General features: G+C 68.3%; 29 protein-coding genes and 5 pseudogenes. 18 read left to right on the top strand and 16 right to left on the bottom strand.

Features of this window, described 5'->3' with window-relative positions; all coding sequences use genetic code 11:
* Positions 1-208 precede the first annotated feature (208 nt).
* The 3 genes and pseudogenes from ACWD3E_RS28230 to ACWD3E_RS28220 all read left to right on the top strand — a co-directional run.
* A pseudogene (locus tag ACWD3E_RS28230) lies at positions 209-426 on the top strand (IS630 family transposase); the annotation flags it as partial.
* Between the two features lie 42 nt (positions 427-468).
* Positions 469-1,251, top strand: a complete 783-nt coding sequence (locus ACWD3E_RS28225; RefSeq protein WP_451390365.1) for a class I SAM-dependent methyltransferase — start codon at positions 469-471, stop codon at positions 1,249-1,251.
* A 33-nt stretch (positions 1,252-1,284) separates the two neighbouring features.
* Positions 1,285-1,437, top strand: a complete 153-nt coding sequence (locus ACWD3E_RS28220) for a DUF5958 family protein (RefSeq protein ID WP_451390377.1) — start codon at positions 1,285-1,287, stop codon at positions 1,435-1,437.
* Between the two features lie 29 nt (positions 1,438-1,466).
* On the opposite strand, the pseudogene ACWD3E_RS28215 reads toward ACWD3E_RS28220, so the two are convergent.
* From ACWD3E_RS28215 to ACWD3E_RS28200, 4 genes and pseudogenes are all read right to left on the bottom strand, one after another.
* A pseudogene (locus ACWD3E_RS28215) lies at positions 1,467-1,831 on the bottom strand (hypothetical protein).
* Between the two features lie 147 nt (positions 1,832-1,978).
* Positions 1,979-2,104, bottom strand: coding sequence for a hypothetical protein (locus ACWD3E_RS28210; RefSeq protein ID WP_451390364.1), 126 nt, complete (start codon positions 2,102-2,104; stop codon positions 1,979-1,981).
* 425 nt (positions 2,105-2,529) lie between these two features.
* Positions 2,530-2,970 carry a carboxymuconolactone decarboxylase family protein gene (locus ACWD3E_RS28205; protein ID WP_451390363.1) on the bottom strand — a complete coding sequence of 147 codons (441 nt, stop codon included), beginning with the start codon at positions 2,968-2,970 and terminating at the stop codon, positions 2,530-2,532.
* Positions 2,967-3,632 (bottom strand): class II aldolase/adducin family protein, encoded by a 666-nt coding sequence (locus ACWD3E_RS28200; protein WP_451390362.1) that lies wholly within the window; start codon positions 3,630-3,632, stop codon positions 2,967-2,969. Before ACWD3E_RS28200 ends, ACWD3E_RS28205 begins: the two co-directional genes overlap by 4 nt.
* Before the next feature lie 132 nt (positions 3,633-3,764).
* Between ACWD3E_RS28200 and ACWD3E_RS28195 the strand changes: the two genes are divergently transcribed.
* Positions 3,765-4,151: a MerR family transcriptional regulator gene (locus ACWD3E_RS28195; RefSeq protein WP_451390376.1), complete on the top strand. Its 387-nt coding sequence runs from the start codon at positions 3,765-3,767 to the stop codon at positions 4,149-4,151.
* 299 nt (positions 4,152-4,450) lie between these two features.
* Here ACWD3E_RS28195 and ACWD3E_RS28190 read toward each other — a convergent pair whose 3' ends face one another.
* On the bottom strand, positions 4,451-4,738 hold the full coding sequence (locus ACWD3E_RS28190) for a hypothetical protein (RefSeq protein ID WP_451390361.1): 288 nt from the start codon (positions 4,736-4,738) through the stop codon (positions 4,451-4,453).
* A 751-nt stretch (positions 4,739-5,489) separates the two neighbouring features.
* Here ACWD3E_RS28190 and ACWD3E_RS28185 point away from each other — a divergent pair.
* The gene (locus ACWD3E_RS28185) at positions 5,490-5,930 is read left to right on the top strand and encodes a hypothetical protein (RefSeq protein ID WP_451390360.1); all 441 of its coding nucleotides are present in this window, start codon (positions 5,490-5,492) and stop codon (positions 5,928-5,930) included.
* Between the two features lie 925 nt (positions 5,931-6,855).
* Here ACWD3E_RS28185 and ACWD3E_RS28180 read toward each other — a convergent pair.
* The 3 genes from ACWD3E_RS28180 to ACWD3E_RS28170 form a co-directional block, all read right to left on the bottom strand.
* Complete coding sequence (locus ACWD3E_RS28180) at positions 6,856-7,101, bottom strand: hypothetical protein (RefSeq protein WP_451390359.1); 246 nt, start codon at positions 7,099-7,101, stop codon at positions 6,856-6,858.
* 112 nt (positions 7,102-7,213) lie between these two features.
* Positions 7,214-7,489 (bottom strand): hypothetical protein, encoded by a 276-nt coding sequence (locus tag ACWD3E_RS28175; protein ID WP_451390358.1) that lies wholly within the window; start codon positions 7,487-7,489, stop codon positions 7,214-7,216.
* 46 nt (positions 7,490-7,535) lie between these two features.
* Entirely contained in the window at positions 7,536-8,390 is an 855-nt protein-coding gene (locus ACWD3E_RS28170) for a helix-turn-helix transcriptional regulator (RefSeq protein ID WP_451390357.1), read from the bottom strand.
* 105 nt (positions 8,391-8,495) lie between these two features.
* Here ACWD3E_RS28170 and ACWD3E_RS28165 point away from each other — a divergent pair, with 105 nt between their 5' ends.
* From ACWD3E_RS28165 to ACWD3E_RS28155, 3 genes and pseudogenes are all read left to right on the top strand, one after another.
* On the top strand, positions 8,496-9,416 hold the full coding sequence (locus ACWD3E_RS28165; protein ID WP_451390356.1) for an alpha/beta fold hydrolase: 921 nt from the start codon (positions 8,496-8,498) through the stop codon (positions 9,414-9,416).
* Positions 9,404-9,559 (top strand): annotated as a pseudogene (locus ACWD3E_RS28160) (dihydrofolate reductase family protein); the annotation flags it as partial. The gene ACWD3E_RS28165 and the pseudogene ACWD3E_RS28160, both read left to right, overlap by 13 nt.
* 187 nt (positions 9,560-9,746) lie before the next feature.
* Entirely contained in the window at positions 9,747-9,941 is a 195-nt protein-coding gene (locus ACWD3E_RS28155) for a hypothetical protein (protein ID WP_451390355.1), read from the top strand.
* A gap of 941 nt (positions 9,942-10,882) precedes the next feature.
* On the opposite strand, the gene ACWD3E_RS28150 is transcribed toward ACWD3E_RS28155, so the two are convergent.
* Positions 10,883-11,203, bottom strand: a complete 321-nt coding sequence (locus ACWD3E_RS28150) for a WhiB family transcriptional regulator (protein WP_451390354.1) — start codon at positions 11,201-11,203, stop codon at positions 10,883-10,885.
* Between the two features lie 257 nt (positions 11,204-11,460).
* Here ACWD3E_RS28150 and ACWD3E_RS28145 point away from each other — a divergent pair, with 257 nt between their 5' ends.
* On the top strand, positions 11,461-11,736 hold the full coding sequence (locus ACWD3E_RS28145; RefSeq protein WP_451390353.1) for a hypothetical protein: 276 nt from the start codon (positions 11,461-11,463) through the stop codon (positions 11,734-11,736).
* Between the two features lie 155 nt (positions 11,737-11,891).
* Here ACWD3E_RS28145 and ACWD3E_RS28140 read toward each other — a convergent pair whose 3' ends face one another.
* Together ACWD3E_RS28140 and ACWD3E_RS28135 are read right to left on the bottom strand one after the other, a co-directional pair.
* The gene (locus tag ACWD3E_RS28140) at positions 11,892-12,668 is read right to left on the bottom strand and encodes a DJ-1/PfpI family protein (RefSeq protein ID WP_451390352.1); all 777 of its coding nucleotides are present in this window, start codon (positions 12,666-12,668) and stop codon (positions 11,892-11,894) included.
* Between the two features lie 166 nt (positions 12,669-12,834).
* Positions 12,835-13,038 (bottom strand): hypothetical protein, encoded by a 204-nt coding sequence (locus tag ACWD3E_RS28135; protein WP_451390351.1) that lies wholly within the window; start codon positions 13,036-13,038, stop codon positions 12,835-12,837.
* 57 nt (positions 13,039-13,095) lie between these two features.
* Here ACWD3E_RS28135 and ACWD3E_RS28130 point away from each other — a divergent pair, with 57 nt between their 5' ends.
* The 4 genes from ACWD3E_RS28130 to ACWD3E_RS28115 all read left to right on the top strand — a co-directional run bounded on the left by ACWD3E_RS28130 (position 13,096) and on the right by ACWD3E_RS28115 (position 15,804).
* On the top strand, positions 13,096-13,365 hold the full coding sequence (locus tag ACWD3E_RS28130) for a hypothetical protein (RefSeq protein ID WP_451390350.1): 270 nt from the start codon (positions 13,096-13,098) through the stop codon (positions 13,363-13,365).
* A gap of 14 nt (positions 13,366-13,379) precedes the next feature.
* Positions 13,380-13,730: a hypothetical protein gene (locus tag ACWD3E_RS28125; RefSeq protein WP_451390349.1), complete on the top strand. Its 351-nt coding sequence runs from the start codon at positions 13,380-13,382 to the stop codon at positions 13,728-13,730.
* 441 nt (positions 13,731-14,171) lie between these two features.
* Positions 14,172-14,807, top strand: a complete 636-nt coding sequence (locus ACWD3E_RS28120; protein WP_451390348.1) for a hypothetical protein — start codon at positions 14,172-14,174, stop codon at positions 14,805-14,807.
* Positions 14,808-15,453: 646 nt separating this feature from the next.
* A complete protein-coding gene (locus ACWD3E_RS28115; protein ID WP_451390375.1) occupies positions 15,454-15,804 on the top strand; it encodes a molybdopterin dinucleotide binding domain-containing protein in 351 nt (116 codons plus the stop codon).
* A gap of 294 nt (positions 15,805-16,098) precedes the next feature.
* Here ACWD3E_RS28115 and ACWD3E_RS28110 read toward each other — a convergent pair.
* Positions 16,099-16,479 (bottom strand): annotated as a pseudogene (locus ACWD3E_RS28110) (HAD-IC family P-type ATPase); the annotation flags it as partial.
* Between the two features lie 158 nt (positions 16,480-16,637).
* On the opposite strand from ACWD3E_RS28110, the gene ACWD3E_RS28105 reads away from it, so the two are divergent.
* Together ACWD3E_RS28105 and ACWD3E_RS28100 are read left to right on the top strand one after the other, a co-directional pair.
* Positions 16,638-16,787, top strand: coding sequence for a hypothetical protein (locus ACWD3E_RS28105; protein WP_451390347.1), 150 nt, complete (start codon positions 16,638-16,640; stop codon positions 16,785-16,787).
* A gap of 87 nt (positions 16,788-16,874) precedes the next feature.
* Complete coding sequence (locus ACWD3E_RS28100; RefSeq protein WP_451390346.1) at positions 16,875-17,180, top strand: hypothetical protein; 306 nt, start codon at positions 16,875-16,877, stop codon at positions 17,178-17,180.
* A 191-nt stretch (positions 17,181-17,371) separates the two neighbouring features.
* On the opposite strand, the gene ACWD3E_RS28095 is transcribed toward ACWD3E_RS28100, so the two are convergent.
* On the bottom strand, positions 17,372-18,952 hold the full coding sequence (locus ACWD3E_RS28095; RefSeq protein WP_451390345.1) for an alpha/beta hydrolase: 1,581 nt from the start codon (positions 18,950-18,952) through the stop codon (positions 17,372-17,374).
* A gap of 172 nt (positions 18,953-19,124) precedes the next feature.
* Here ACWD3E_RS28095 and ACWD3E_RS28090 point away from each other — a divergent pair, with 172 nt between their 5' ends.
* Positions 19,125-19,772: a (2Fe-2S)-binding protein gene (locus tag ACWD3E_RS28090; RefSeq protein WP_451390344.1), complete on the top strand. Its 648-nt coding sequence runs from the start codon at positions 19,125-19,127 to the stop codon at positions 19,770-19,772.
* Positions 19,773-20,064: 292 nt separating this feature from the next.
* A complete protein-coding gene (locus tag ACWD3E_RS28085; RefSeq protein ID WP_451390343.1) occupies positions 20,065-20,685 on the top strand; it encodes a hypothetical protein in 621 nt (206 codons plus the stop codon).
* Here ACWD3E_RS28085 and ACWD3E_RS28080 read toward each other — a convergent pair.
* The 3 genes and pseudogenes from ACWD3E_RS28080 to ACWD3E_RS28070 form a co-directional block, all read right to left on the bottom strand.
* On the bottom strand, positions 20,675-22,270 hold the full coding sequence (locus ACWD3E_RS28080; protein WP_451390342.1) for a hypothetical protein: 1,596 nt from the start codon (positions 22,268-22,270) through the stop codon (positions 20,675-20,677). The genes ACWD3E_RS28085 and ACWD3E_RS28080 overlap by 11 nt on opposite strands.
* Positions 22,271-22,443: 173 nt before the next feature.
* The gene (locus tag ACWD3E_RS28075) at positions 22,444-22,821 is read right to left on the bottom strand and encodes a hypothetical protein (RefSeq protein ID WP_451390341.1); all 378 of its coding nucleotides are present in this window, start codon (positions 22,819-22,821) and stop codon (positions 22,444-22,446) included.
* 834 nt (positions 22,822-23,655) lie between these two features.
* Positions 23,656-23,784: pseudogene (locus ACWD3E_RS28070) on the bottom strand (IS5-like element IS4811 family transposase); the annotation flags it as partial.
* A gap of 198 nt (positions 23,785-23,982) precedes the next feature.
* Here ACWD3E_RS28070 and ACWD3E_RS28065 point away from each other — a divergent pair.
* The gene (locus ACWD3E_RS28065) at positions 23,983-25,056 is read left to right on the top strand and encodes an NAD(+)/NADH kinase (RefSeq protein ID WP_451390340.1); all 1,074 of its coding nucleotides are present in this window, start codon (positions 23,983-23,985) and stop codon (positions 25,054-25,056) included.
* Positions 25,057-25,773 lie beyond the last annotated feature (717 nt).

The raw sequence follows: 25,773 nt of genomic DNA, 5'->3' as shown, positions 1-25,773 counted from the left end.
AGGCCCTGCTGCCATGCGCTGGCCCTCGCGCGATCACCCGATCAGGAACCCTGTTCGACCGGGCCAGCCCCGTGATCGATAAGCGGATGGCGTCTCACAATGCGCCTTTTCCTACCCAGCTGATCGCGGGCTGAGTTGAGTTGGGGGGAGTGTGGGGGAAGAGGTCGTCGGGTGGCCCGGAGGTGAGACCCTTCCGGGCCACCCGACCATCGAGGCCCACTTCGGACCGTTGCGACAGTTCACCATCGCCAACTCCAACCACCGCAACCTCACCGCCCAGACCCGAGCCCTCCATGCCTACCTCCGCTGGCGGAACGCGAACACCCGCCACCCCGACGTGCCGGCCGCCCAACGTCGCGAACGCGCCCGTATCCGCAGCGAGAGGGCATCCGCCGGGGCGGCCGAAGTCAGGCAGCCGCCGCCTGAACTGCCCGTCCTCCCTGGCGGCCACGCACTACGGTGGGATACATGTCCGAGCTCTCCGTGCGGGATTTCTACGACGAGTTGGCCCACGACTACCACCTGATGTTCCGGGACTGGGACGCGAGCATGGCCTACCAGGCCGAGGTACTGGGCGGGCTCGTCCGTCAATTTCTCGGCGCGGGACCGCACACCGTCCTGGACTGCTCGTGCGGGATCGGCACCCAGGCCATCGGGCTGGCCCTGGCCGGGCACCAGGTCGTCGGCAGCGACCTGAGCCCGGTCGCCGCCGCGCGCGCCGCCGCCGAGGCGGCGGCCCGGGGCAGCCGGCTTCCGGCCGCTGCGGCTGACATGCGCCAACTGCCGTTCACAGAGACGTCATTCGACGTCGTGCTCTGCGCGGACAACTCGCTCCCGCACCTGCTCTCCGGGCGAGATCTCCGGGCGGCACTCCTCGGCATGAGACGGGTGCTCCGAGACGACGGACTTTTGGTGATCACTGTCCGGGCCTATGACGAGACGCGCCGGACCAGACCCACGGCGACACCTCCCCAGGTCTCGGAAACACAGGACGGCCACGTGGTCACCTTCCAGCTGTGGCACTGGCATGAGGACGGCGAGCGCTACGACCTGGAGCACTTCCAGCTCACCCCCGCGGAGAACACCTGGCATGTCCGAGTCCGCCGGAGCACCTACTGGGCGCTGACGCGCCCGCAGCTGACAGAGTTCGTGACTGAAGCCGGCTTCACCAACATCACCTGGCACAGTCCGGCCTCCAGCGGGTACTACCAGCCCGTGCTCACCGCACAGCGCGCTCCCTCGGCGCAGTAGTCCAGGCATCGGTTCCGCTACGGGTTCGCAGGCCTGCCCGCCGGCGAGCACATCAAGGCATTCCGTGTCCTCGTCTCCGCGTTCGCCATCGCCGACACCCGCCGCAGGCACACGTACTGCAAGGGCACCTGCGGACACACATGGCACAACCTGACCGTCCCGTCAGGAACCGTCCCCACCCGCTGACAACCAAGCGCTGCCACCACACCACCCACTCACACCGTTTTCCAGGAAGCGCGGGCGGCCAGCCATTTGGTGAGGTCGCCCGCCATGCGGTCTGTACTGATCTCGAGGGTCACGTCGTTTCCCGGCGGGTGGTGTCGCGGCGGACGTTCTCGTATCCGCCCTCGTCCGCGACGGCGACTGAGGCGAACCAGACGGGGTCGTCTTGGTCCGGCTGAACGACGACGAAGGTGTTGTCGGAGTCGTTCAGGTCGCTGATCAGTATGAACAGCGCCTCCTCGGACGGGTCGTCGACGTGGTCGCCGTTCTCGCTGAGGGCGCAGTAGTACCTGGCAGCCACTGAACCCTCCCCGTGCGCGTGCTGCCCGATGTCGTGATCAGCATGGCACGGCCGCATGGACGGCCGCTGGTTCACAGCCGGTCGGCGGCCGACATCGGCATGCGATGGACCTAACAGCGTACGAAAGGACAGCGGGGTCAGGCAGGAGCGATCCTGCCCGACCCCGCTGTCATGCGCCTGAACCAGCGCCTGCGCGTCCCCTGGCTACGGACGGTTGGTGATGGTACCGGCCTGCACGCTGGTCCCGCTGCCCGTGACAGCCGTCCCCACAGCAACGAGCGCGGTAACAGCGAATGCGGCAGCCAGCACTGCACCGATGAACTTCTTCACTGGACTCCCCCTACTCCGGGCCCGCTCAACGGCCCGATCGATGATCAACAACGGACACAGTACGCACCCACCCAGACGGAAGCCACACGTCCACATGATCGCCACGCACAGCATCGCGGACGGACCCCGTAGCTTGACACGCAGGCCCGTCCGCCAGCACCGGACAGCAGTGCGACAGTCGACCTGTTCGTACAACGCGGGCAACGAAACCTGGAGGGCCAGGTCGCGGCATCGGACTCCCCACCCCGCAACACAGGCCGACCGATGCGCCATCAACTACACCGCCACCCGACAGTTCTACGAACGCGAGGGGCACCTCCGAGGGCCCAGGAAGAGCCTCGACACTGTAGCCCGAGCTCGTGGAACAACTGTCCGTCATTCCCGCCGGCGATGCGGCGGGGCCGGGGCCGAGTTGGACTTCTGTCTCAGAGTCGGCCCGGGCCGCCCGCAGGATCCGATGGCCGCTCTTCGCCGTCGTCTCCGTGCGGCAGGAGTTCGGCGATGATCTCGGTGCCGAGTGCGTACGCCGGCACGCCCGCGGTGATGAGCGCGGTCTCGGCGACGCCGATGAGGTCGGCGATGCCGGCTCCGGCGTGGAGCGCGCCCTGGGCGTGGATCCGGGCGGGGTGTGCCCGGCCAAGGGCCAGCAGCTGCCCGAAGTGGACGAGCTGCTGCACTCGCGCTCCCAGCGGATTGTCGGTCAGCACGATGTGGCGCAGTGCCGCGATCGCCTCTTCGGTCGGCAGTCGGCCGAACTCCTGGGCCAGGCGCAGCCTCTCTTGCACCCCGCCGGGGACGGTTCCGAGGGTGGAGCGGTAACGGTCGCGTATGGCCTCCGTACGGGAGGCGAGGGTGTCGTCCGTCATGACCTGACCCGCGCGATCGCGGCACGCACGGCCTCCTGGGCGCCTGGGGGGAAGTCCACAGCGCCGCCGATCGCCGCGGCAGCGATCTCGGCTTCGGCGCTCTCCTCGATCGCCACCACGAGGTGGGCGGTGGCCGCCGAATCCGGGCCGAACACCAAGAGGCCGTGGTTGGCCAGAAGAACCGCGGCCGTTGTCGGGCACCGTTCCAGCACGTCGGCGATACCGCGCACCGACACGTCCGATCCGCGAGGTCCCCAGGGAACCACGGGGACCTCCTCGGCCTGTCCGAAGCGCAGCATCGGCTCCGTGCGGCAGGGCAGCGGCCGGTGGGCCACGGCGAAGGCGGTCGCGGACGGTGAGTGGGTGTGGATGATCGCGCCCACGTGGGGGCGGGCCTTGTACACGGCGCTGTGCATGGCGATGATCTCGGCGCTGACGGACTGCAGCTCGCCTTCCAGGACCTGCCCGTCGAAACCGACGGTTGCCAGTTGTTCGGGCCGCAGGCCGCGGACGAATCCCGGCGTCAGCAGAAGGCGCTCACCGTCAAGCCTGGCGCTCAGGTTGGCGTGCCCGGAGTGGGACATCACCCCGGCCACGAAGAGCTTCTCCGCGGCTTCCACCAGCTGGTCGGCCCGCTCTTTCCGTACGTATGTGTCGCTCATAGCGGCATCTCCAAGTGTGCTGCCAGCGGCCGCTCGTTCGCCGCTGTCCACGTGCCGACCACTCTTCAACTTGAACTAAGGTTTAAGTCAAATGCCAGGATCGACAAGGGGCAGGAGGAGCGGAACGTGCGCATGACGATCGGCCGACTCGCCGAGATCACCGGAGTGCCCGCTTCGGCCATCCGATACTGGGAGCGCCACGGCCTGCTGCCGGCGCCCGAGCGTGAGAGCGGCCAGCGGCGCTATCCGCCGGAAGCCGCCGAGCGGATCACGGTGCTGCGCAAGTGTCAGCAAGCTGGGCTGACCCTGGCCGAGATCAGCGAGTTCCAGCGGGAGCAGCCACGCAGAGAGGCGATGATCCGCGCCAAGATCACCGAGATCGAGCAGCGCTTGGTCGATCTCGACCACGCCCATCAGCTCCTGACCCATGCCCTCAAATGCAGCGAAGAGGACATCGTCAGATGCCCGAAGTTCCGAGAGCAGATGGCGGCGTGGCAGACGCCGGATCCGGCGCCGTGAACTGGGCGAGGGGCTTCGCCAGTTGCGAAGTGCCGGTTTCGAGGCAACGCCAGTCGAGCCCAGACGCCGCCTCGTGGCAGTACAACCGCCCCAGGCGCCGGCGACCTGCCTGGGAGTGCGTGAGTCCGGAGTGCCGGTACTCATGAAGGTCACCCAGCCGGTGCCGGGGGCCGGCATCCATCACGCCGCCGGACTTCCCCGGTAACCGGCCTTGCTTCAAAGGTCGTTGGGAAACCTCCGGACACCTCTGCTGGGACATGCAGCCCGCAGGGGCCTGGATGTCGCGGCGGCGGACAGGGTCAGCCGATGCCGGTGACCTGCAGGGCCGTGGTCCAGCTGGTCTTGATGGCGCTGGGGACGGCGGACAGGGTGATGCTGCCGGCGTAGACGGCGTTCTTCAGCTTCGTCTCCACTGCCTCCTTGGAGTGCGCGGTCCGGGAGCCGGAGTAGGGCTCGGGCCACAGGTTGCCAGGGTCGCGCGGCGCGCCGCCGAGTTCGAGGGGGACGAGGTGCTGTCCGGGGTTGTGATCTGATGCCGCTGACGACGCCGACGGCTGGCTCCGCAGCTGAGCACCTCCCGCATTCACCCGGCCTGGTTGGCGGAATGTCCCTGGACGCGAGACCTCCTCGCCAAGAGCGCGGCCAAGCGGCAGAACATGGGCTGCGGACACGGGCCCTGCACAACGGCCCGCTGACGAGGCCGGACCCGGCTGCCTGCCCCCTCGACCGTACGGATTCGGCAGGCGGACCGCTGCAGAAGGGGTTCCGGTGTGCCCTGACTGCAGCAGCACAGCCCTGCAGGCGAATTGAACGCTGAGCGATCCCGTCCGGGCGCGGGGATGGCGGGCGCTCGCGAGAGCGTCCTGCCGGCTCCGGCCGGCAGGACGGGGCCAGTCGCTGGTCAGCTGATCCCGGCGACGTTCTCCGCCTGCGGCCCCTTGGGCCCCTTGGGTGACGTCGTACTCGACCTGCTCGCCCTCGTTCTTCTTCAGGGGCCCCGCGTCTGCCTGGCGGTGCCGCCCATGACGACCAGGGCGCGGCCCGGCCAAGCGGGCAGCGTCATCGGGGCAGCCGAGGCCCTCCCCCCTCCCGGATGGACAGGCGGCCTGTCAAGTCCCGAGATTCAGTCGCATGACGGGGCTGCTCGCCTAAGGCCTACTTGAAGCACGGGTTCACGCAGACCAAGTGGCCCGCCCGCACCATCCAGAAAAGCCAGGGTGGCGCGTTTCAGGGGACATGAGTCCCACTGTCGAAGGCACATAGCGCCGATCGGCAGCCCATCCACCCCTGTGGGTGGCTAGGCAAAGCATCGACTTCGATCGAGATAAGGTGAAGAAAATGGCTTTCAAGAAAGTCGTCGTAAAGCTGCACAACCTCCTCAACGACAACACGGGGGACGACCCCGGAAACGAGCTTGAAGTCTTTGGCCGTTTCGATGTCGCACGCCTCGCCTTCAACCCCGACATCGGGGAAGTCGTTCCCCTGGCGTCGTTCAACCTGTTCGACAGGTCAGGCGACAACGCCCAGGACATCGTAGAAGGAACAGCGTTCATCGTGGAGAGCTCCGCCGAATTGGACATTTTCGACGGAGAATTCCTGCAGATCACCGGCCACGTTGGCGAACAGGACACCTTCGGCCCCGACGATAACCTTGGCAGTGTAGACATCAGAATTCCGTTCAACAATATTGGAACCGGCCTCGTGCAATTGCCGGTTTTCGAAGAGAGCAATCAGCGGGTCATCGTGAAGATGTCGACGACAGTGGCAGCGCAGGGTTAGAAGGGCCATCGAACTGACGACCTCACGCAATCAGGAATCGCGTATTCGTCAGCCGATAAGTTCCTGCTCTGATCCCCGAGCAGCTCAGGGCTCCTGACTCAGACGTCAGGAGCCCTGGGTTTGCGACTGTCGCCGATCATCCCTGGCTACGGTCACGGCCCCGGCGTTGTTCCGTTGTGTCCGACGTCGTAGTGGTTGATCAGATGCCGTAGACGGCGAAGACATGGTTTTGGTGGGTCCGGCTCCTTGCCGGGGCCGGCGGTCATTCAGGGTCTGACGGGCGACCATGTCTTTGGCGGAGTGGGCGGCCTGCAGGTTGTCGCTGCCCAGTCACAGCATCACTGCAGGCCGTAACAGCCAGCTTTCATTTGCCTCGGATGAGGCGTGTCGCGAAGGAGATGGCCGTGCCCGCAGCTGCTCCTGAGAGTGCAAACGGGATGCTCGGATGTCCGCCATTGACCTGGTAGCCGATGAATGAGGCGAGGAGTGTGACGGCGAAAGCGAGGATGAATCCAAACTGCCTCGTTCTCAATGGGCTTCCCGTTGACTGTGGAGCGGGGATCAGGGGCACGGCCCCAGTTCTGATGATCTTCCAGTTCTCCAGACCGGATGATCTTCGAGGAGTCGTGCTCGTGTCCGTATCCTCCCTGACGAACCCCGTTGCTGACCAGCTCGCCGATCTGGCGCGACGCTGGTGGTCGGCGGCGACTGTGTCGCAGCGATCCGGCAGTGGGCGCCACTCTCCCCGCAGGACACGCTCGCCCGCGTCGGTGCCCGCCGGAACCCGCTCACCGGCCGGTATCTCGTGCCCTGCGAGCGCGCCCCCCGGCGGGTGCTCCAGTGGGCCCTGAACACGTCGGCAGGGCGCGCCAGCAGCGAAACGCCTCCGGGTAGCCGGCCGCCGCCCTCCCCCTCTCGGGCCCGCTCACGCAGACGTCCCGCCCGCCGCGCCCCAGCCTGCAAGAAAGTCGGACAGGGCGCGGCGTTGCTGTTCGGCAAGGACGTCGCGGTCGACGTACAGGCCGACAGCGGCGATGACCAGGCGCTGGACCTGGTCGTCGGTGAGCAGTACGCGCCTCACCCGGCTCCAGCAGCCCGTGCGCGCCACCCAGTCGCGTTCGACGTCCTCACCGGAACAGTCGAAGTCCCCGCAGTTCCCCCGGAGCGCCACGAGCGTGCGGTTCGGCTTTACGCAGCTCAGAAACGGTCAGGAGGACCGTAGCGGGTGCAACAGGTGTGGTGCACGAAGCCCGCGCGAGATTCACCGGCTGCGATGATCGGGCTCATGTCCGGTTGTTCAGCCGGTCGATGAAGGCTTGCCGTTCGGTGGGTTCACGTGCGATCGCTTGCCAGAGGACGTCCATGTCGCGGCGGACTTCGACGGCCTCGCGCACGATCGTGGCCAGGACGTTGAGGGTCAGGGGTTCGACCTGGGTGGTGGTGGAGCCGGAGAACGAGCGGCGATCGGTGACGCTCGGGAGTGCGGTCAGGGCAGCCAGCCGTGGGGCGTCCTCGCCGACCCCGAAGACGACGAGTTCTGCGTCCTCGGCAAACGCCACAAGTGACCCGCAACCGGCACAGGCGGTCCCGGGACCTACGGTGCTGTCACGCCCGCCGCGTGGTGTCGTGCCGGTGCTGCGGGCCGAGCACGCGCAACTCGTCCAGCACCGTGGTGCCACCGGGCGGAGGGGTGAAGATCCGCAGGCGCTGGTCCGCCGCGGGCGTCGCCAGCACCTCGCAGTCCAGGTCGATCCTGCCCAGGTCGGGATGCACGAGCCGGTACGGGTGCGACCTGCGCACCGCGACCTCGTGCCGGTCCCACAACGCCGTGAATTCTGGGCTCACGCCCCGGAGCCGCGTCACAAGCGAGCGGGACGCCGCGTCGTCACCGCGACGGGTCGTCGCGGCCCGCAGGTCGGCGACCAACTGCCGGGCCTGCACCTCGTGTTCCTCGACCGCGAAGTGACCGCGGACGCCGGGGTCGGTGAACCAGCTCAGCACGATGTTGCGGTCCTCCTCGGCGACCGTGCACACGCACCCGAACAGCGCGAGCGCCAGGTCGTTCTGCGCCAGCAGGTCGCCCAGATCGCTCACCACCTGCACGGGCACGCCGTCCAGGCGGTCGAGGAGGTACCGCAGACCCGGCCGCAGGTACTCCCCGGCCCGCGCGCCCTCCGGCGGGCGGTGCCCGGCGAGCAGGTACAGGTGGTCCCGCTCGTCCTCGGTCAGCCGCAGCGCGCCGGTCAGCGCGGCGAGCACCTGGACCGAGGGCTGGGAGCCGCGAGCCTGTTCGAGCCGCATGTAGTAGTCGGCCGACATCCCGGCGAGCATCGCGACCTCCTCGCGACGCAGGCCCGGGGTCCGCCGCCTCGGCCTTTCGACGAGCCCGACGTCGCGCGGCGTCAGCCGCTCCCGGGACCGGCGCAGGAAATCGGCGAGGTCGGGACGGTTCAGTGTCATGTCCTTCTCAGGATATCGGTGTCGTGAAAGCGCATCCTGGGACCCCCGGTCCTAGGAAAAGCGCTCCGCTTCCGCGGTGCCGGCCGGCGGCGGCACGATCGGCACATGGCCGTCCAAGGCCTGTCCGACGAGAAGATCGGTGGTCGCATCATGAGGGAATCCGTGCTGGAAGTGCCGGGCGCGCGCCTGCGCTACACCGTCCGCGGCGAGGGCCCCTTGCTCCTGCTCGTCGCCGGGGGCCACCACGGTGTCGACGCGAACGAACCGCTCGCGCGCCACCTCGCCGACCGGTACACCGTCCTCGCCTACGACCGGCGCGGCATGTCGGGGAGCACCACCCACGCCCCCGCGACGACGCTCGCCACGCACGCCGACGACGTCTCCCGCCTGCTCTGCGCCCTCACCCCGGAACCCGCACTCGTCTACGGCACCAGCATCGGCGCCCTGATCTCGCTGGAGCTGACCGTCAGGCACCCCGGGCAGGTCGCGGCGGTCGTCGCGCACGAACCGCCCGTCACACACCTGCTGCCGGAACCCGGGCGCGCCCTCGCCCTCGGGCAGCTGCTCACCGTCGAGGAGACCTTCAGGGCGCAGGGCGCGGCCCCCGCGATGCGCAGGTTCGCGGCCGACATCGACATCGACCCGAACGACTGCGAGCCGGACGTCCCGGCACGCGCTCCGGGACCCGATCACCTGCGCAACGCGGAGGTTCTCCTCACGCACGACATGCCGGCCATCAGGGCGCACGTCCTCGACGTGGCCGCGCTCAAGGGCTCACCCGCCCGTGTCGTGCCCGCCGCCGGTGAGAACTCGGGCCACGTCTGGCCGCACACGTGCGCCGCGATGCTCGCCGGCGAACTGGGGACGCGCCTGGAGACGTTTCCCGGCGGCCACAACGGATATGTCTTCCGCCCGCGCGGAACCGCGGAACGGATCCGCGCGGTGCTCGGTTCCCGAGGCTCGATGCGGCCCAGCGGCCGTACCGTCGAGGCCGTCACCGAGGAGGGCGTCCCATGCGCAGCGTGACCTATTCGATGAGCGTCTCGCTCGACGGCTATATCGTCGGCCCGGACGGCAACTTCGGCTGGACGGCGCCCGACGACGAGGTCTTCGGCTTCGTCACCGCCGAGTTCCGGGAGGCCGGCGTCCACCTGCTGGGGCGGCGGCTGTAGGAGACGATGCTGTACGGGAAGACCGCCGACCGGGATCCGTCGCTCGACGACGCGATGCCGGGGCTTCCATCCCGGAGGCGGGGGCGTTTCGCGTCCGCGGTCGAGCTGGGCCATCAGCTCGCGGTTGGCCGTGCGGGCGACGGCGCGGGTCCGGATCACGGTGCGGCCGGAAGCCGGAACGTACGTGCCCTCAGTGGTTCTCCAAGGCGCGCCATCCCTCGGCCGGCAGTCCTTCCGGCTCGACCACCTGGATGCCGCACTGCTCGCGGAGGGGGACAACGACGACATCGACGTCGACCGAGTTCTCGCACCGGTCACCAACGCCAACCACGGCTCGGACCGACCCGGCATCCATCACGCCGCCGAACTTCCCCGGTAACCGGCTCTGCTTCAAAGGTCGTTGGGAAACCTCCGGACACTTCCGCTGGGACATGCAGCCCGTGTGGCCCTGCATGTCCCGGCGGTGGGACTGGGCCAGCCGATGCCGGTGACCTGCAGGGCCATGGTCCACTTGGTCCTGACAGCACCGCGGGCGCCGGACAGGGTGACGGCGCCGGCGCAAACAACGTTCAGCTTCATCTCCACTCCGTCCTTGGAGTGCGCGATCGGGGAACGGGAGTAGGGCTCGGGCCACACGTCGCCTACTTCTGACCAGCCCTTTCCCCTCCTCGGGTCACGAAGGACACGGGTGTTCAGGGCGGCGGCGAGGCAGGCGGCAAGCTGGGGCCGCTGGCCGACGGCCACGCCTGCTGCGGTCAGGGTCCACCAGGTCCGTAACCGGCACCCTCGGCCGATCATGAGATCACGGTGGCGAGTTGGGGCCAACTGCGCCCACGCTGCTCGCCTGGCGGGGCGGGCGTCGAGATGCCCACACGATCGCGTTGTGCAACGTGCCGTATGAGCACCCTGCAGCGCGCCGATCCGATACGGGACGCAGAGCACCGTCTGGATCGCCGCCGCTTGCGCTGCGACGGCCGAACGACCCCGCCGTGCTGCCCGGCCCTGCCCTGGGGTGGGGACGGCCCACAGCAGGGCGCAGCGGCAGAGGTCGCCCCATTCCCTGCCGTCCCGTCAGAGCAGGGCGGTCCAATGGCAGATGCCAGGTGTCGCCAACCACTGGAACTGCGCAATATCCGGTGAACCTGCGCCGCCAGCCTCCTCAACCGGAAGAACCCCAGGCCAGAGGGACACTCAGCTACTCGTCGGCTCACCTTCGTTGGGTCATCAAGAACGGTCGGCCAACCAGTCCATCTGCACAATCCCAGCTCACAGCCCTACTCGCCGCGCAGAAAGACCGGCCGCTGACAGCGGACCGCAGACTCAGCCCGTTGCGTCCGAGAGCCCGTCGTCGCCCGGGCGGGCCGACCGGTCATGCTCCGCACGCGCCGCCTCCAGCAGCCTGCGCCAGGAGCTCACCGTCGGCCGGCGTCGCAGCAGAGCCCGCCGTTCCCGCTCCGTCATCCCGCCCCAGATCCCGTGCTCGATCCGGTTGTCGAGGGCGTAGGCAAGGCACTCGGTCCGCACCACGCAGCCCGTGCACACGGCCTTCGCTCCGTGCTGCGCGGCTCCTTCGACGAACAGCTCGTCCGGATCGGCCGCACGGCACGCCGCATGCTCGCTCCACTCCTCATCCGCGCCCACCCCGATGCCGTCCCCTCTCCCGAACCGGCCCGCCCCACTCCCCCATCTGCGGAACACGCAGTTGAGACCGTACGACGCAGTTGAGACCGTACGACAACCGGTCCCGCGCAGGGAACACCGCTCCCGGGCAGCCATCCCATCGGGTGACAGCCCATCACCGAGTAGCACCGGGATGCAGATTCGCAGCCGAGCGTGACCGGGCGAGCCGGAGAAAAACCTCCTGCGAACGGCGCTGAGCCACTGAGAGAATCCCGGACATGCCAAGCCACACCGCGGAAGAACTCCTTGCCAGCGTTCAAGGACTGACCCCTGAACGCGCGCAACAGATCGGCGATCAGATCGATGAATGCAGAAGGCTACTGGCCACAAACGTCGGCATGGACGCCGTTCAGCAACATCTGAAAGACGAAGGCATCGGCATCATCCAAGCGATCCTGATCACCACCAGACTGCTGGATGACCACCCGAGCAGACTGCGTGCAGCACGAGAGATCGTGGAGTGCAGCCCAGCCTGGGCACGCAGCACTGCTTGAGTACTGAGTGGTCGACCCCGAAGTCCTTCGGGGGTTGATCAAGCGGCTAGCGCAACGGAGGATTCTTCCCGGTGATCGGCGCTGGGCCTCATGTGCTCTGCATGGAGTGCACCCCGGCTCCCTCCTGTGATCGGACGGCGCGTGTGGGCGGGGCGTCAGTTCGCGTGGGCTGACGTCAGCGCGCTCCGGATCAGTTGCTGCTCGTAGGTCATGCCCTGCTGCATCTGGTGCAGCACCTGCGGCGGCAGCTTGTCCCCGGAGCCGAAGTCGAAGGGCGGCTGCGGTTCGTACTGCATGACCGCCTGCGTACGGGCGACCACATCGCGGCCCCACAGCTTGTCCACCAGGACGAGTGCGAGGTCGATGCCCGCAGAGATGCCCGCCGAGGTGAGGAGTTTGCCGTCCTGCACCCAGCGGTCCTCCATGGCGCTGGCGCCGGCCCACCGCAGGTAGTCCCGGAAGGCCCAGTGGGTGGTCGCACGGCGACCGCGCAGTAGCCCGGCCATGCCGAGAACGAGTGCGCCCGTGCACACCGAGGCGGTGTAGGTGGACGTCCGGTCGGCAGTCCGTACCCAGTCGGTGATCCGCCGGTCCGACATCGGTACGTGCGGTGTCCCGGTGCCGGGGACGATGAGGATGTCCGGGGCCGGCACGTCGGCAAGTGTCGCCGTCGGCTGCAGCAGCATGCCCGCGTCGGTGGTCACGTGATCGCGCGTCGCCGCTACCAGATGACGTGTCACGTCGCCTCCCGACATTCGTGCTGCCACGCTGATGGCCTCCCACGGTCCGTGGAGGTCGAGCCCGGTCATCCCGTCGTAGAGGAGAAAAGCGATCACCACTCGGTTCTGCGGTGTGTTGTGCCGGTTCCTCTCGGACAGGGTGCTGGCGGCGTGTGCAACCTCGGTCGGGTACGGATCAACGGTCTCGTGCAAGGCTTCGGCTCCGTCCTTGGTGGCTCCGAGCCGCGCCAAGCGGCCCTGAAGGCATCGTGACCCCTCGGTCGGCCGATCCGATGCAGGCGCGAGGACAAAGTGGGCTCCGCCGGCGACGCAGACCCTCAGCGGGAAACGACAGCCACCTGCACCAGGAGAACGCCCCCTACACCACCCCACACAGTCCCACGACCAGCAGCCGTCCTCCCCACACCCGGTGCAGAAGACTGTCGCCACCCACTGCGACTTGCACGTCGCTCATCAAGGCGAAGCGCGACAGTTCACCGCGCAGCCACGCGAGCCGTTCGTCCGACCCCCGCTCCTGACGCCGGCACTCCTCGATGAGCTCCCAGAAAGAATCAATGTTCACGGCGGCACTGTGCCAGGCACCTCTGACAACGCATTTTCGACGGACTATGTTCGAGCGGTGGAGAATCCGGAGATCCTCATCAGACTCACCCCGGTCGAGGCGCTTGTCCTGTCTGACTGGCTGGAGCAGGTGCAGATGACAAACCTCAGTCGTCTCATCGACGATGCGGCGGTCTGGGCGCCCCTACACCACATTGCAGCAACGCTCGACAAGTCGCTGCCCGGAATCTTTGCAGCGGACCATGCCGAGCGCCTGGAAGCGGCCCGCAGCAGACTTCGTCCACCACGAGACGACGGCACCGGCGAACACGGCGGCGGGGACGTATGAAATCCCTCTCGGAGATGACTGAGCGCGAGTACTTCGCCAGCGTCGGCCAACGTCCCGGCATGTTCGTCGGCAAGAGCTCCTTCCACATGCTGACCGCATTCCTGACCGGCTATGACCAGCACGCCACCCGCCACGGCGGAGACGGCCTCGACGGCTGGCACGAATGGCTCGTCGCGCGTCGCGGAGACGACTGCAACCACGCCTGGCCCGGCCAGGTCCTCCACATCGCTTTCCCGAACGGCTGGGACGACATCTGGAACCTTGAACAAGAGGACGAACAGCATGCGATCAAGGTTCTGTTCGAGCTGCTCAACGAGTTCGCTGCTGAGCGCGAGGCAGCGCAGGACCCACAGAGCTCAGATTGAGTGAGACCGGGCCGCACCGCGTCTCACTCAAGACGAACCACTGCTGGTTAGGGCTGGGCGTGGTCCGCGATAGGTGGGAGCGACCGTCAGGGTGCCGAGAGAGGCCGCCGGGCTACCGGCTGATGGGACCCACAGCCGTGTCAGCGGCGGTGGCCGCCGCCGTGGCGCTCACCGCCGTCACGGTGGTGGCCCCAGGACGCGTCGGCGGGTCTCCCCTGGACCACGAATGCCTGTACGAGCGCCCGAGGTTCTAGCGAGGTGCAGCGGGAACGAAAGGGTCACATGACAGGCTTGCCACAGCAAAACAGGGCCTGCGACCCGTACCATCACTGCTCCAGGCGTTACTGCTTCAGCTTCCGCGCGTTCCCTATCAGGAGGATCTACCTGACCTGATACACCAGCCACCAGGACCCGGAAAATTCGGCCATACAGGAGGACATGATGTCTGGAAGCAACGCCACAGCCACCGAACTGACATCGCAGTACATCAGCCAGGTGACCAGCGACCTCGAACGCAACGCCAAGGAACAGGAACGCATCACGGCTGAAATCGCCGCGCTGCAGCAGCAACTGGCTGTCCTGCAGCATGACCACAGCGTCCTGGACACCATGCGAAAGGCACTCGGCGTCCCGGCCCACACTGCACCGGCTGCTGAGCCGGCCGGCTCCACGGTGCCCTCGCCCCGGAAGAAGGCCACCACGGCCACCGGCAGGCGCCAGCAGACGAAGAACGGCACAGGTGCGCAGCCCGACGCTGCGAAGCGGCCTCGTAAGAAGGCCGCGACTGCAGCGCAGTCCGGACGACCTGCTCAGCCCACCCTGGTGACACTCATCGACCAGCATCTGGCCGACCAGAGCGAACCGCGCTCGGCAGCCGAAATCACCGCAGCCCTCAGCCAGGCACACCCGGACCGGGACATCCAGGCGACGGTCGTGCGCACCACTCTGGAAAACCTTGTGGCAAGGAACAAGGCCCAACGCACCAAGCAGGGCCGCTCCGTCTTCTACACCGCGCACAACACGCCGGAACCCTCGGCATCCCCTGAGGCTGAGGAACAGCCCGACACCGCTGAATAACCTGCTGAAGACGCTCTTCGGTTTCCACGACCCTTCGCATCGCCAAGCCTGCCACCCTTGTGCTGTGCGCGTTTGAGGCCCCGTACCGAGAACGGCCTGCGGCATCTGCTCAATGAGTGGGATCCGATTGGCGTTGGGCGCAGGTCCCTTCAAGGGAAGGGTCGCTGTGGCCTGGCCAAGCGACCCGTCGTAAGCATGGTGTCGGTTCGCAGCGTGCGTGGTCGTCGTCGGCAATGCATTGGCCGGTCCAGGCGGTAGGTGTGGCGGTTTCCCCTTGCATCAACGTACGGCTCGAAGGGCGGGTTGACCGCACAGTCCCGGTCACAGAGTTCCCCGCGGTGCGGGCCGACAACGATGAACCAGCCGGTCATCCCGCATCCGTTGTCGCTGATGTGAATCGCACCCCGCCTCATACCCGGCGGCGCGAAGGGTCGCTATCTGCTGGTCGGCCCAGCCTTCCGTCTCGACGAACGGCCCACTGGGGGCACATCTCCGTCGCGGGCGCCTGCGCCACCGGCACTCACGGCTCCGGCACGGCCAACCCGGGCATCGCGGCCGCCGTCCGCTCCCCTGGACCTCGTCACCGCCGATCGGCGGCCATGCGCGTCGACCTGCTCTGCCCCACTCCGGCCGACGTCCTCGCCGAGTGCGGACGGATCACCCCGCCCGGTCTTTCCCATCAACGGCTGGACCGGGAGGGCGCCGTACCGTGGCGCTGCCCGCACCCCGACCGCCCGGGTCAGGCCAAGCTGTACGAGAAACGGTTCGCCACGCCGGACGGGCGAGCCAGCCTCGCAGCGCACAGCTCACCGTGGAGAGCCGACACGGCAAGGCCCGGCTCATCGCCCGGATCAGCGAACAGACGGTCCCCGGCCAGGTCTTCTACTCCTTTCCCTTCCCCGCGAGCGGATTGAACCGTCTCACCTCCGTCCACGCGGACACCGTCATGTCCCGTCCCGAGCACAAGGTCACGGCCGTACGGCTGGCCGCGCGGTGACACCAGCTGGGGCAAACGCCGATGGGCCCCGTTACCGGCTGCCAGTTCGGCGGTTCTGGTGGGCGGCCTAACGGTCGGGGGCAGCGTCGACGCTCGGCTGTACCTCGACCACCTCGGTGGCCGACAGCGGTTCGGGGCGCCAGCGGTGCAACCGGGAGGCGTTGGTGACCACGGACAGGAGGACAGGGCCATGGCCGCGGCGGCGATCATCGGGCTGAGGCGGATGCCCCACAGCGGGTAGAGGGCGCCGACGGCGATCGGGATGCCGACGGCGTTGTAGACGAGGGCGAAGAACAGGTTCTGCTTGATGTTGCGCATGGTCGCGCGGGACAGGCGGATCGCGGTCACGCCGCTCGCGAGCGAGCCGGAGATGAGGGTGATTTCGGCAGCATCGATGGCGACGTCGGAGCCGGTGGCGATCGCGAGACTCACGTCGGCCTGGGCGAGAGCGGGGGCGTCGTTGATGCCGTCGCCGACCATGCCGATGATTCGGCCCTCGACCTGGAGGCGGCGGATCTCGTCGTCCTTGTGCTCCGGCAGTACCTCGGCCAGGACGCGCCGCACACCGACCTGCACAGCCGTCGCCCGCTGCTCGCGCAGCAGCTCAAGCCGCCGGTCGCTGACCTGCTCGACCTCCCAGGGAGAGTCGGACAAGAAGAACTGCACCCCCGGCATCCCCGCACCCGCCACCGGCTCCGCCCCTGCTAGACAGGTGTTGGTCTTGTTCCGCTCCCGTGGCGCCAGCAGTCCGGCCAGGTACTCGCGAAAGCCCCGCCCCTGCGCCAGGCTGAAGAAGAGGTCGCAGCAAGCCAGTTGACTCCGTCCACCGGGCTATGACCAACCCGACCTGCCGTCAACCCGCCCCAACACCGGAGCTATCGAACTGCCGATATACGCGGGACGAACTCAAGGATTTCGACACCGGCGTGGCGACGTTCGTCAAACGGCTGCTCGTGGCCCGCCGTTCAGCCATGCCGACCTGAGGCCGCTCCTGAACATGGTCAAGGTCCGCAAGAGTCGGCGAACTCCGGAACCACCATCCGGCTCCTCATCCTCACACCGGCCCCGCCGTGACCCCCTTCGGCACCGCGTTCGGCGCCCTGTTCAGCCCGGACACCTTCCAAGGGCAGCAGATCGAACGCGCCACCTACGGCGACGGTGACGCCGTGAAGAAGTTCGTGTGGAGCCAGCCCGGCCTCCGCTCGGTGAGCCACTTCCTCGCCGTCATCAACAACAAACGGCTCGACCACGGGCCAATGACCAATGAGGTCGGCTGGTTCAGCAAGGCCCGCGATTCCTGGCCCGCTACTCCGGCCTCGACGGCAGCGGCTTCATCCACCACGTACGCGACGGCGGGGCAGGCCTGGACCCGGTGAGCAACGTCCGGCCACCCGGCCCCGGGGGGCCTGTCGATTCTCGGCGTGGGCGCCCGGGCGATCGGCCGCGTGAGACCTCACCCTCCACGACGACTGAGACGCCCGTCGGTGGCGGAACGAGGTGAGGCCTCCTGATGTGGTTCAGGAGGCCCCACCCGTACGGCAGCAACTACTGGGCTAGGGAAGGCGCGTCAGAAGCGGGGCGCTTGCGGTGTGTGCTGCGGCGTCGGGACGATGCGCTGGGTCACGCCGGGGCCCTGGCGCCCGGACGCCTGGCAGGTGACATCGTGCGCCGGAAGCTTTCCGTTGCTCAGGTAGGCGTTGACGGTGCGGTCGGCACAGGCGCGCGGGTTTCCGGAGTAGACGCCGTGGCCCTCGCCGCCCTTGACGTACACCATGCGCGAGCCCTTCAGGGCGTGGTGCATGCCGAGGCCGCTGATCAGGGGTGTCTGGGAGTCCCACTGGTTCTGCACGGTGAGCAGGCCGACCTTGTTGTGTACCACGGTGACCGGCTCGGCCGGCTTGTCCCAGAAGGCGCAGGGCGTGATGTTGGAGCCGAAGTCGCCGTAGAGCGGGTACTTGGCCTTGTCCCGGATCGCGTCACGCCGGTACTGCTCGGGGTCGCGCGGCCAGGCGGCGGTGTCGCCGCAGACCACGGTCCAGAAGACGGCGGTCTCGTTGTCGGCCGGCGCCGCCGCGCCGGAAGCCGCGAAGCGGCGTGGCGTCCGCTGAACGTCCGGTCCGGGGGACAGGCGGGAGACCCTATGGCCGTCGGCGGCCTTCTTGAGGTCGGCGACCGCCTGGGCCGCGTACTTGGGACTGAAGAACGCGGGGCGCAGGGTGGCACGGATGTCGTCCCCGGTGAGCTTGTCGCCACCGACGTCGATGGGAGTGCGGTCGGCCCGGGCGATCAGGTCCCAGAACGTCTTCTTCACCTTGGCCGGGGAGTCGCCGAGCTTGTAGGTGCGGTGGTGCTGCGCGGTCCACTTCGTCCAGCGGGTGAACGCCGGCTGGGTACCCTCCGCCCAGACCTGGATCATGCCGCGCCAGACCCGCGCGGGGTCGACCGCGCTGTCCAGCACGAAGCGATCGGTCCGCGAGGGGAACATCTGGGAGTAGACGGCACCCAGGTATGTGCCGTAGGAGTAGCCCAGGTAGGAGATCTTCTTCTCGCCCAGAACGGCGCGGATGACGTCCATGTCGCGGGCGGTGTTGCGGGTGGTGATGTACGGAAGCCTGTCGCCGTTCCTGGTGCGGCACTTGTCGGCGACGGTCCGGGCCCACTTGACGTCATGGCTGAACGTCTCGGGCTTGTAAGGGTGTTCGAAGTTCTGCTCGGTGTTTGTGAGACCGCACGTGAGCGGGCTGCTGCGACCCACGCCGCGCGGGTCGAAACCGATGAGGTCGTACTGCTCGCGGACCTCCTTGGGCATTATGCCCTTCATCATGGCCGGCATGTCCAGGCCCGAACCGCCCGGACCGCCCGGGTTGAAGAGGAGCGCGCCGTGCCGCTTGCCGGGGACACTGGTCTTGAAGCGGGAGATGGCCAGCTTGATCGTCTTGGAGTCGGGGCGGCTGTAGTCGAGCGGAACCTTGATCGTTGCGCACTGGAACGCAGCGGGCTGCGATGCGTCGCACCGGTGCCACGCGGGCTTCTGGTTCTCGAATCTCTGCAGCGGTTCTGCCGCGGATGCCTGCGCCGGGGCTAGGGCGGGGATCAGCGTTGCGGTGATCCCCACGGCGAGCAAGGGCGCGATGCGTCCTATCCGCACGATGGCCGTTCCTTTCTGTCAACTTCCAGGACGGAACGACCATTTCGCGTCCGCGGGGGCGGGCGAATCCACCTGCAGGGCGGTCTTGCTACGACTCCCGGCGTACACAGAAAAGGACGTACGGAGGAGAACCCGAACGGCCTGATTTCCGTCCGCACCAGCAGGAGTTGGAGTGTTGGCGCAGGGAAGGCGCACGGTGCAGCCTCGCCGCGCCGTCCGGCACCCCGCAACTGCCAAGGAGGCTCCGGCTCCTCACCCGGAAGGAACGCCCGAAAGAACCCGGTCTGGCGCCCTGCGCGTCCTGCTCGGCGCCAGGGCACCAGGGCTGGGCGCGGTCTTCGCCCGGCTCAGCTGCTGCCTCTACTACCGGATGTCGGGCGGGTGTTACTGCGGGAACTGCGTGCTGCGGCGGCGCGTACGGCCAAATGCGGCCGTGACGGAACGCCGGGCAGGGGGTGAGGAGGCCGCCCGGGCCGCGACCCGCCGGGCCATCCATGAGGCGGTCACCGATACATGGGAGCCGATCACCCTGCTGGGGCCGCTCCTCGTCGCCACCGTGCTCCCCTGGCTCGCCCGCGTCATTCACACACACGACGCCCCCACACCCCACTCCGCGCCGTTCTGGACCGGCTTCGGCCTCGTTTCAACGGCCACCCGGCGCGCGGAGCCTGCACGCCGGGCGGCCGGCCTTCAGTTCAAGGTGACAGCGTGCCACTTCGACTCATCGACGACCGAGCAACATAGCGCTGCGTCACCACCTTGCGGCGAATCTCGCCAACCAGCGGGGAACGGACTCGCCAACCGCCATGCACTGCAGTGAGCTGACCAGCCACCAACCGATCGAAGGGCGCCAACTGTCGAGCAAGGGCGCAGGATTGGCGGCGTGGGTCAGGGGGTCTTGGGTGGAGGGCCACGTCACCATGGCCAGCTGGCAGGGCGCACAAAGTCGCCACCTCACGCCCCCGGCGCGCACCAAAGGCGCGCTGACGAGCCGATGCGCAATGGTTTGCAACCACCCGCCATAGCCGACGAGAAGCACACCTCCACTAAATTCGAAGATCCGATATGACGAACCTCACCCAATGCCGGTAAATCCTTAGAAAGGTGCTGCAGTGCGTCTGTTCGCCGATCACGTCTCGGGTCCGCCGTCCACTGAGCGATTCGCCGGGCCGCTGTGGTTGCGGGAGCGGCCCGGTGGACTCAACGAGATCGAATGGCGGCTACGTCCTGGTTTGCCTGCTTTTGTGCTTTACCACGCCAGGATGACGTCGTCGATGTCCCTGTTGTTGGCCTGCTGCGGCAACGCGTTCGACTCGACGTTGGCCGCGATGAGGGAGGGCGCCGAGGAGCATCTGCCCATGGAGATGGTGAAGCACTGGACGTCCTTCGCGCACATGGTGGTCAATGGGCAGCGAGGTGATCTCTCCGATCTCGGGATCACGTTGGTCACCGACCCCGTTGACGGTGTGAAGGGCGGTTGTGTCGCCACGATCGTGAGCCCGCGCGGGAGTGAGAGTGAGCTGAAAGACGCCCTGACCCGGGTGATCAGGGGAGCGGCCTCCGCGATCGGGGAAGGGGTCGAGGCAGCTGAGCGTTCACCCCGGATCCACAGCCTGCTGGCCCGGCAGTCGGATCACGCGGTGCTGGACGACCGAGTGGAGGCCATCGCCGCGACCGGGTTTCGTTTCGGCGACACCAGGTCCTTGCTCGACCTGGACTGGCCTACAGAATGAACAGTGGCCTTCCGTCGCGAACGGTGTACAGCGGGTTGCCGAGCTTGTCGACGCCGGTGCGGCGGATCAGGTCCATCGCTTCGTCGAACGTCTCGGCGACGCCGTGGATGTCGCGGTCCTCCTCGAACAGCCGGCGCGCGGTGTCCAGGTCTGGCAGCGCACCGATGGACATGACCAGACCGCCCCAGGCCAGCGCGCGGACGTAGCGGATCCGGTCGAACACGCCGGCCAGCCCGGCAGGTGTGAGGATCGCGACGGACTTGGCGACCGCATCGAGGTCGGGAGCGCGGTGCTCCATCGCCGCGATGAGCACCGCGGCCGCCAGCTGGGTGAACACCTCGGTGGCGCCGGTGGCACGATCCCGCGCGATCTCCAGGGGATAGATCACGCCGGACGCCTGCGTGGCGACGTCGCGCAGCAGCGTGAGCAGTTCCTGGGCCTCACCTTGCGCCCGGGACAGGGCGGCCCGCGTGCTGTGGAAGGAGTGCCGCCAGTCTTCGCTCGCGTCGTCGGAGAACCAGTACACGGGCGTGTCGTCGCCGATCGACAGCTCGATCGCGGCACAGCCACTGTGGGCGTCGATGGAGACGTTGACGTGGCCATCAACCACCGTCCCGATGGGCAGTCCGAACGCGTACGTGCCGGTCATGACCACCTGCTCGCCTTCGGTGACGGTGTACCGGTCGCCCTCGCCGACGGCGACCGTGACCGGGTGGCGGCCGAGTGACAGCACCGTGCGCTGGAACATCAGCGCGACGTTCCGGACGAGGTCCTCGTCCGGAGCGCGTTCAAGCGTTTCGTCGTGCAGCGCGATGAGCCGGTCCGCACCCAGGTCGGCGGTGGCGTCGTCGACTTCCCACCGCCGGTTGCCGTGGCGCGCCCATGCGTCGAACTCCGTGTACATCTTCCGGTCCCGGTTGCTCGCGAGGAACTCATCGAGGTTCGCGGCGTGGTCCGCGCGGCCGAAGTCGATCACCCGCCGCACGAAGTACTCGATCATCTGGTCGACCGCGCGTTGGCTGTCGTCCTCGTCGAGTAGATGGGCGATCAATCCGAGGTCGGTGTACAAGTACTCGATGGCGTACGAGAAGAACAGCTCGGGGTCACCAAGGCGGGCGTCGACGCCCATGCTGGCGCTCCACAGCGCTTTCACCAGGAGATAGCCGGGCAGATAGCCGCCGTCCTCGGGATCGGTCGGCCGGACGAGGACATCGCAACGGCGGGTCACGACCTGCCGCTGCCGACGCGTCGAACCGAGGACGAAGTCGAGCATATTGCGGGTCACCGCGTCCCGGCGCTCCTCCGGTTCGAAGGACGCGATCACGCCGGGGCCGAAGTAGTCGGCGACCCGAGCCAACACCGGGCACAGCCGGGGCAGCGTGCCGTGCGACGTCAGGTCGAACTCGGCAAACAGCGCCAGTCCCTCGGCGAGCGGGCGCTGGAGCGCGATGAAGGCCTCGTACCGCATCATGGCTCCGGTGATCCGACGCGCGAGATCCTTGTCCCGACGCCCGCCGCGGTAAGCCGCCGCATCGGTCAGCGCGCGCTGGTGCAGCAGGCTCACCGCCACGCCGACAGCGTTCATGAAGCACCAGTGGTGGGTCGCCTCGTGCAGGAAAGCCGGCAGGCAGTCGGGCGAGATGTGCCGCTGGATCAGGCCCTGGACGTGCTTGCCTGCCCGGAAGGACGAGATGGCGGTCTCGTTGGTGATGGGATTGATGAAGCTGCGCCCGCTCAGCGCCGACGCGAAGTGCTCGCTCAGTTCTCGTCACCGACCATCTTGTCCCAGGGAATTCCGGTGGCGGAGGCTAGCTCCTTCACCAACGCGGAATCGATGGGCTCGCTTGACGTGTCCCGCCACTTCACGGTCCTCCGCTCGATCCGGCCATCGGGATGCTCGATCTCAACAACCTGCTCGAACGACTTGCCCCGGTGTCGGTACAGCAGATAGCTGACCATCCCCTTGAGCGCAATGGCGGAAGCGACCAACTCAACGGTCACCACGCCGAGATCACCGAAGCTTCCCTCCGGCACGGGCTCGTGGTGGAACGCGATCGCCCCGCGGTCGACGAACTCGCCCAGCTCGAGGGCATCGGACCTGGACAGTCCTGATAAGCGGAGCTTGCTTGCTGACACGGAAGTCTCCAAACAACGCACGGCGGAGCGGCATCGTACCGCGCGCGATGGCGTCGCCGTATGGCGTTCGAACGGCTGGTGGCGGGCTCGTTCGAGCTGCCGGCGTTCTGCACGCACAACGACCTGGCCACTGCGATTCGCGACCGGGTCAACGACTAGATCTTCGCCCGGGTGATGGCCCGGTTCGGGGCGGCGCGGATGGAAGGGCTGCTAGCGGTGGGGTGGGAGGCAAGAGCGAGTTCAACTGGTTCAAGCGCACCGCGCGGCGCCCGTCGTGGACGGACTTACGGTTGCGATTGGAGCACCTGACGTGGGTGGACGGGTTCGGTGACGCGCGGGCGTGGTGGGGCGATGTTCCGCCGTTGAAGATCGCCGACTTCGCCGGTGGCGCCTCGGCGGACGCGGCGGTGCTGGGTGACTACTCGCCGGCAATGCGAGGGGGGCGGCTCCGGCGAAGCAGGTGACGCTGGCGCGAACGGCGGCTAATCCTGCGTCCCTCTTGTGGTGACGGAGCGTCGTGAGGTGTTGTTGATGTCCGCGTGAAGGATGTCAACGAGCTTGTTCAGACGGTGTTTTCGGGGCTGACCCCGCTGGTCATCGAGGACGTCGTCGACGAGGGAAGCGGATCGTCGTGTGGACGCGGACGCCGCAGGAGATGGCGCCGTAGCCGGACTGCGGGGCACTGTCGGGACGTATGCACGGCTATCACCTGCGGACCGTGGCAGGTTCGGCCGCCCCACCTGCTCTGGGGCACTGCCCGCCATGGACGGTGAGAAGGGTGACGAAGCCGGATCAGGTCGAGCAGATACCGGAAGCGAGCCCAGGGGGCAGTAGCTGGGAGTCGATGATCGTGGCCACCGCCCGGGGGTCTTTGCCCATCTCGCGCCGGATTCGCCCGGCAAGATGGTCGCGGATCTGGCCGATCACGCCACCGGCGGCCCAGCGGGCCATGAAGCCCCAGACCGGTCCGGCCGACCCTTCGGTCGGCGGCTTCTTCGGCCGGTGCCCGTGGCGGCGCCTGAGGAGTCGGGCCCGGCTCAACAGGTGCCCCGGTATCCCGGCGCGTCCGGTCGCGGCAACCGGCGGCGTGGCGCGTGCCGGGCAGTGGGGCGCGCGGCGAGGATGGCGGGCGGAGCAGCCGGTCGGGAGGCGGAGGCGGGTATGGCGGTGAACCGTGTCGGCCTGGTGGTGCACGGTGGGCGGGCCGAGGCGGGGGCCGCCGCGCGGGCCGTGCGCGAGTGGTGCGCGGAGCACGCGGTGGGATGTACCGACATCGACGTATGGCAGGAGGGCGCCCGGCACAGCGCCCTGGAGGAGGTCGAGGCCGCGGGCGATCCGGACCTGATCGTGACGCTCGGCGGCGACGGCACCTTTCTGCGCGGTGCCCGGCTGGCGGCCGAGCACGACGCCCTGGTCCTCGGCGTCGACCTCGGCCGGGTCGGCTTTCTGACGGAGATGCCGGCCTCGGCGGTGCGCGTGGCGCTGGACGCCGTACGGGACGGGCGGATCACGGTCGAGCACCGGATGCTGCTGACCATGCGCGCCTCCTGCCGGCTGGAGGTGCCGGCGCAGATGGAGGCGCTGCTGCGGTACGGGCGCGGACCGATGCTGCCGCCGCCCCGGGTGCGCACGGAGTGCGAGACGGGCGACGAGTGGGGCGTCGCCCTGAACGTCACGGCGCTGAACGACATCGTCGTGGAGAAGCTGGCCCGGAACCGCCAGGTGTCCGTCGGCGTCTATCTCGCGGGCCGGCTGCTCGCGTCGTACTCCGCCGACGCGCTGCTGGTGGCCACACCCACGGGGTCCACGGCGTACAGCTTCGCGGCAGGCGGTCCGGTGGTCTCGCCGCGCGCGGAGGGGCTCGTCTTCACGCCGGTCGCCCCGCACATGGCGTTCAACCGCTCGGTCGTAGCCGCTCCCGACGAGCCCATCGGGCTACGGGTGCTGGAGCGTTCGGGCCAGGCAGCCGTGAGCATCGACGGCCAGTTGCGCGGGGTGCTGGACCCCGGGGACTGGATCGGCGTGTACGCGGCCCCACGCCCGCTCAAGGCCGCCCGGCTGGGCCCGATGGACTTCTACGGCCGCCTCCGCGAGCGCATGAACCTCACCGACGCCCCGGCCGCGCTGGCCGACGGATGGGCGGCTCCCCTGTGGCCGGTCACCACTCCCCCGCCGGACGACCTGGCCCATCTCGCGCTGCCCCCGGCCCCGACCGACGGACCTCCCCCGTCGTGAGCCGGGCCCGCTGCACTTGCCCGCCTCCTGGAGGTTCACCCCGTCGACCGTGACGACGTCCGTTCGCCCGGAGCCCCCGACGACGCGGATCCAGCTGTCCACGGTCAGTTCCCGGCCGCTCAGCTCGATCTGGAAACCGCCGTACATGCCGGGACGGGGAACCAGCACACCGGGTACGCCAGTTCGGTCAGCGCCTCCACCTCCGGCAGCCGCGTCCCCTGCTGTGTGGCGAGGTCCGAGCCGTCCTCCAGGCCCGCCCAGCGCCGGATCAGCCCGTGCAGGTGGCAGGCCGCCGCCGGTGAGCCAGCCGGACCGGCTGGCCCCCGTTGTGCTGCCCGCGCCGCGCCGGGCCGCAATGAGGCGGCAGCCGGTAGGCTTCGCAATGAGTATCCGCGCACACCATCGCCATGGGCTGCGCACCCGCACGCCGGGGTCTGACCACCGCCTGGCAGACGTGCCTTCCCGGCATTGCCCCATTTGCAGCTGCGGTTGGCAGTCGGCTCGTGACTCTCGTCGCCAGCAGCACGCTGCTCTCTCCCAGGTGCGGAAGTTGCCCCGCGCCACCGTGGCATCCGCCCACTCCACATCCGCCGGATCCACGCCCTGCCACACGTCGTGAAACATGGCCGGCGTCTCCATAAGCCGGTCCTGTTCCACCCCTGCGACCTGGTTCCAGGTCAGTACCCTCGACCGCAAAGCCGGCGCCCGCGCGATCGT

The sequence above is a fragment of the Streptomyces sp. NPDC002676 genome (genome assembly GCF_053592455.1).
The sequence above is the reverse complement of the archived record's forward strand: the minus strand, read 5'-3'. Positions and strand labels throughout refer to the sequence as shown.

Excerpts from the sequence above, each read along its gene's own strand:
- ACWD3E_RS28225 (WP_451390365.1), top strand. The coding sequence starts at position 469 with ATGTCCGAGCTCTCCGTGCGGGATTTCTACGACGAGTTGGCCCACGAC.
- ACWD3E_RS28205 (WP_451390363.1), bottom strand. The coding sequence starts at position 2,970 with ATGACGGACGACACCCTCGCCTCCCGTACGGAGGCCATACGCGACCGT.
- ACWD3E_RS28200 (WP_451390362.1), bottom strand. The coding sequence starts at position 3,632 with ATGAGCGACACATACGTACGGAAAGAGCGGGCCGACCAGCTGGTGGAA.
- ACWD3E_RS28195 (WP_451390376.1), top strand. The coding sequence starts at position 3,765 with ATGACGATCGGCCGACTCGCCGAGATCACCGGAGTGCCCGCTTCGGCC.
- ACWD3E_RS28185 (WP_451390360.1), top strand. The coding sequence starts at position 5,490 with ATGGCTTTCAAGAAAGTCGTCGTAAAGCTGCACAACCTCCTCAACGAC.
- ACWD3E_RS28170 (WP_451390357.1), bottom strand. The coding sequence starts at position 8,390 with ATGACACTGAACCGTCCCGACCTCGCCGATTTCCTGCGCCGGTCCCGG.
- ACWD3E_RS28165 (WP_451390356.1), top strand. The coding sequence starts at position 8,496 with ATGGCCGTCCAAGGCCTGTCCGACGAGAAGATCGGTGGTCGCATCATG.
- ACWD3E_RS28145 (WP_451390353.1), top strand. The coding sequence starts at position 11,461 with ATGCCAAGCCACACCGCGGAAGAACTCCTTGCCAGCGTTCAAGGACTG.
- ACWD3E_RS28125 (WP_451390349.1), top strand. The coding sequence starts at position 13,380 with ATGACTGAGCGCGAGTACTTCGCCAGCGTCGGCCAACGTCCCGGCATG.
- ACWD3E_RS28120 (WP_451390348.1), top strand. The coding sequence starts at position 14,172 with ATGTCTGGAAGCAACGCCACAGCCACCGAACTGACATCGCAGTACATC.
- ACWD3E_RS28105 (WP_451390347.1), top strand. The coding sequence starts at position 16,638 with ATGACCAACCCGACCTGCCGTCAACCCGCCCCAACACCGGAGCTATCG.
- ACWD3E_RS28080 (WP_451390342.1), bottom strand. The coding sequence starts at position 22,270 with ATGAACGCTGTCGGCGTGGCGGTGAGCCTGCTGCACCAGCGCGCGCTG.
- ACWD3E_RS28065 (WP_451390340.1), top strand. The coding sequence starts at position 23,983 with ATGGCGGTGAACCGTGTCGGCCTGGTGGTGCACGGTGGGCGGGCCGAG.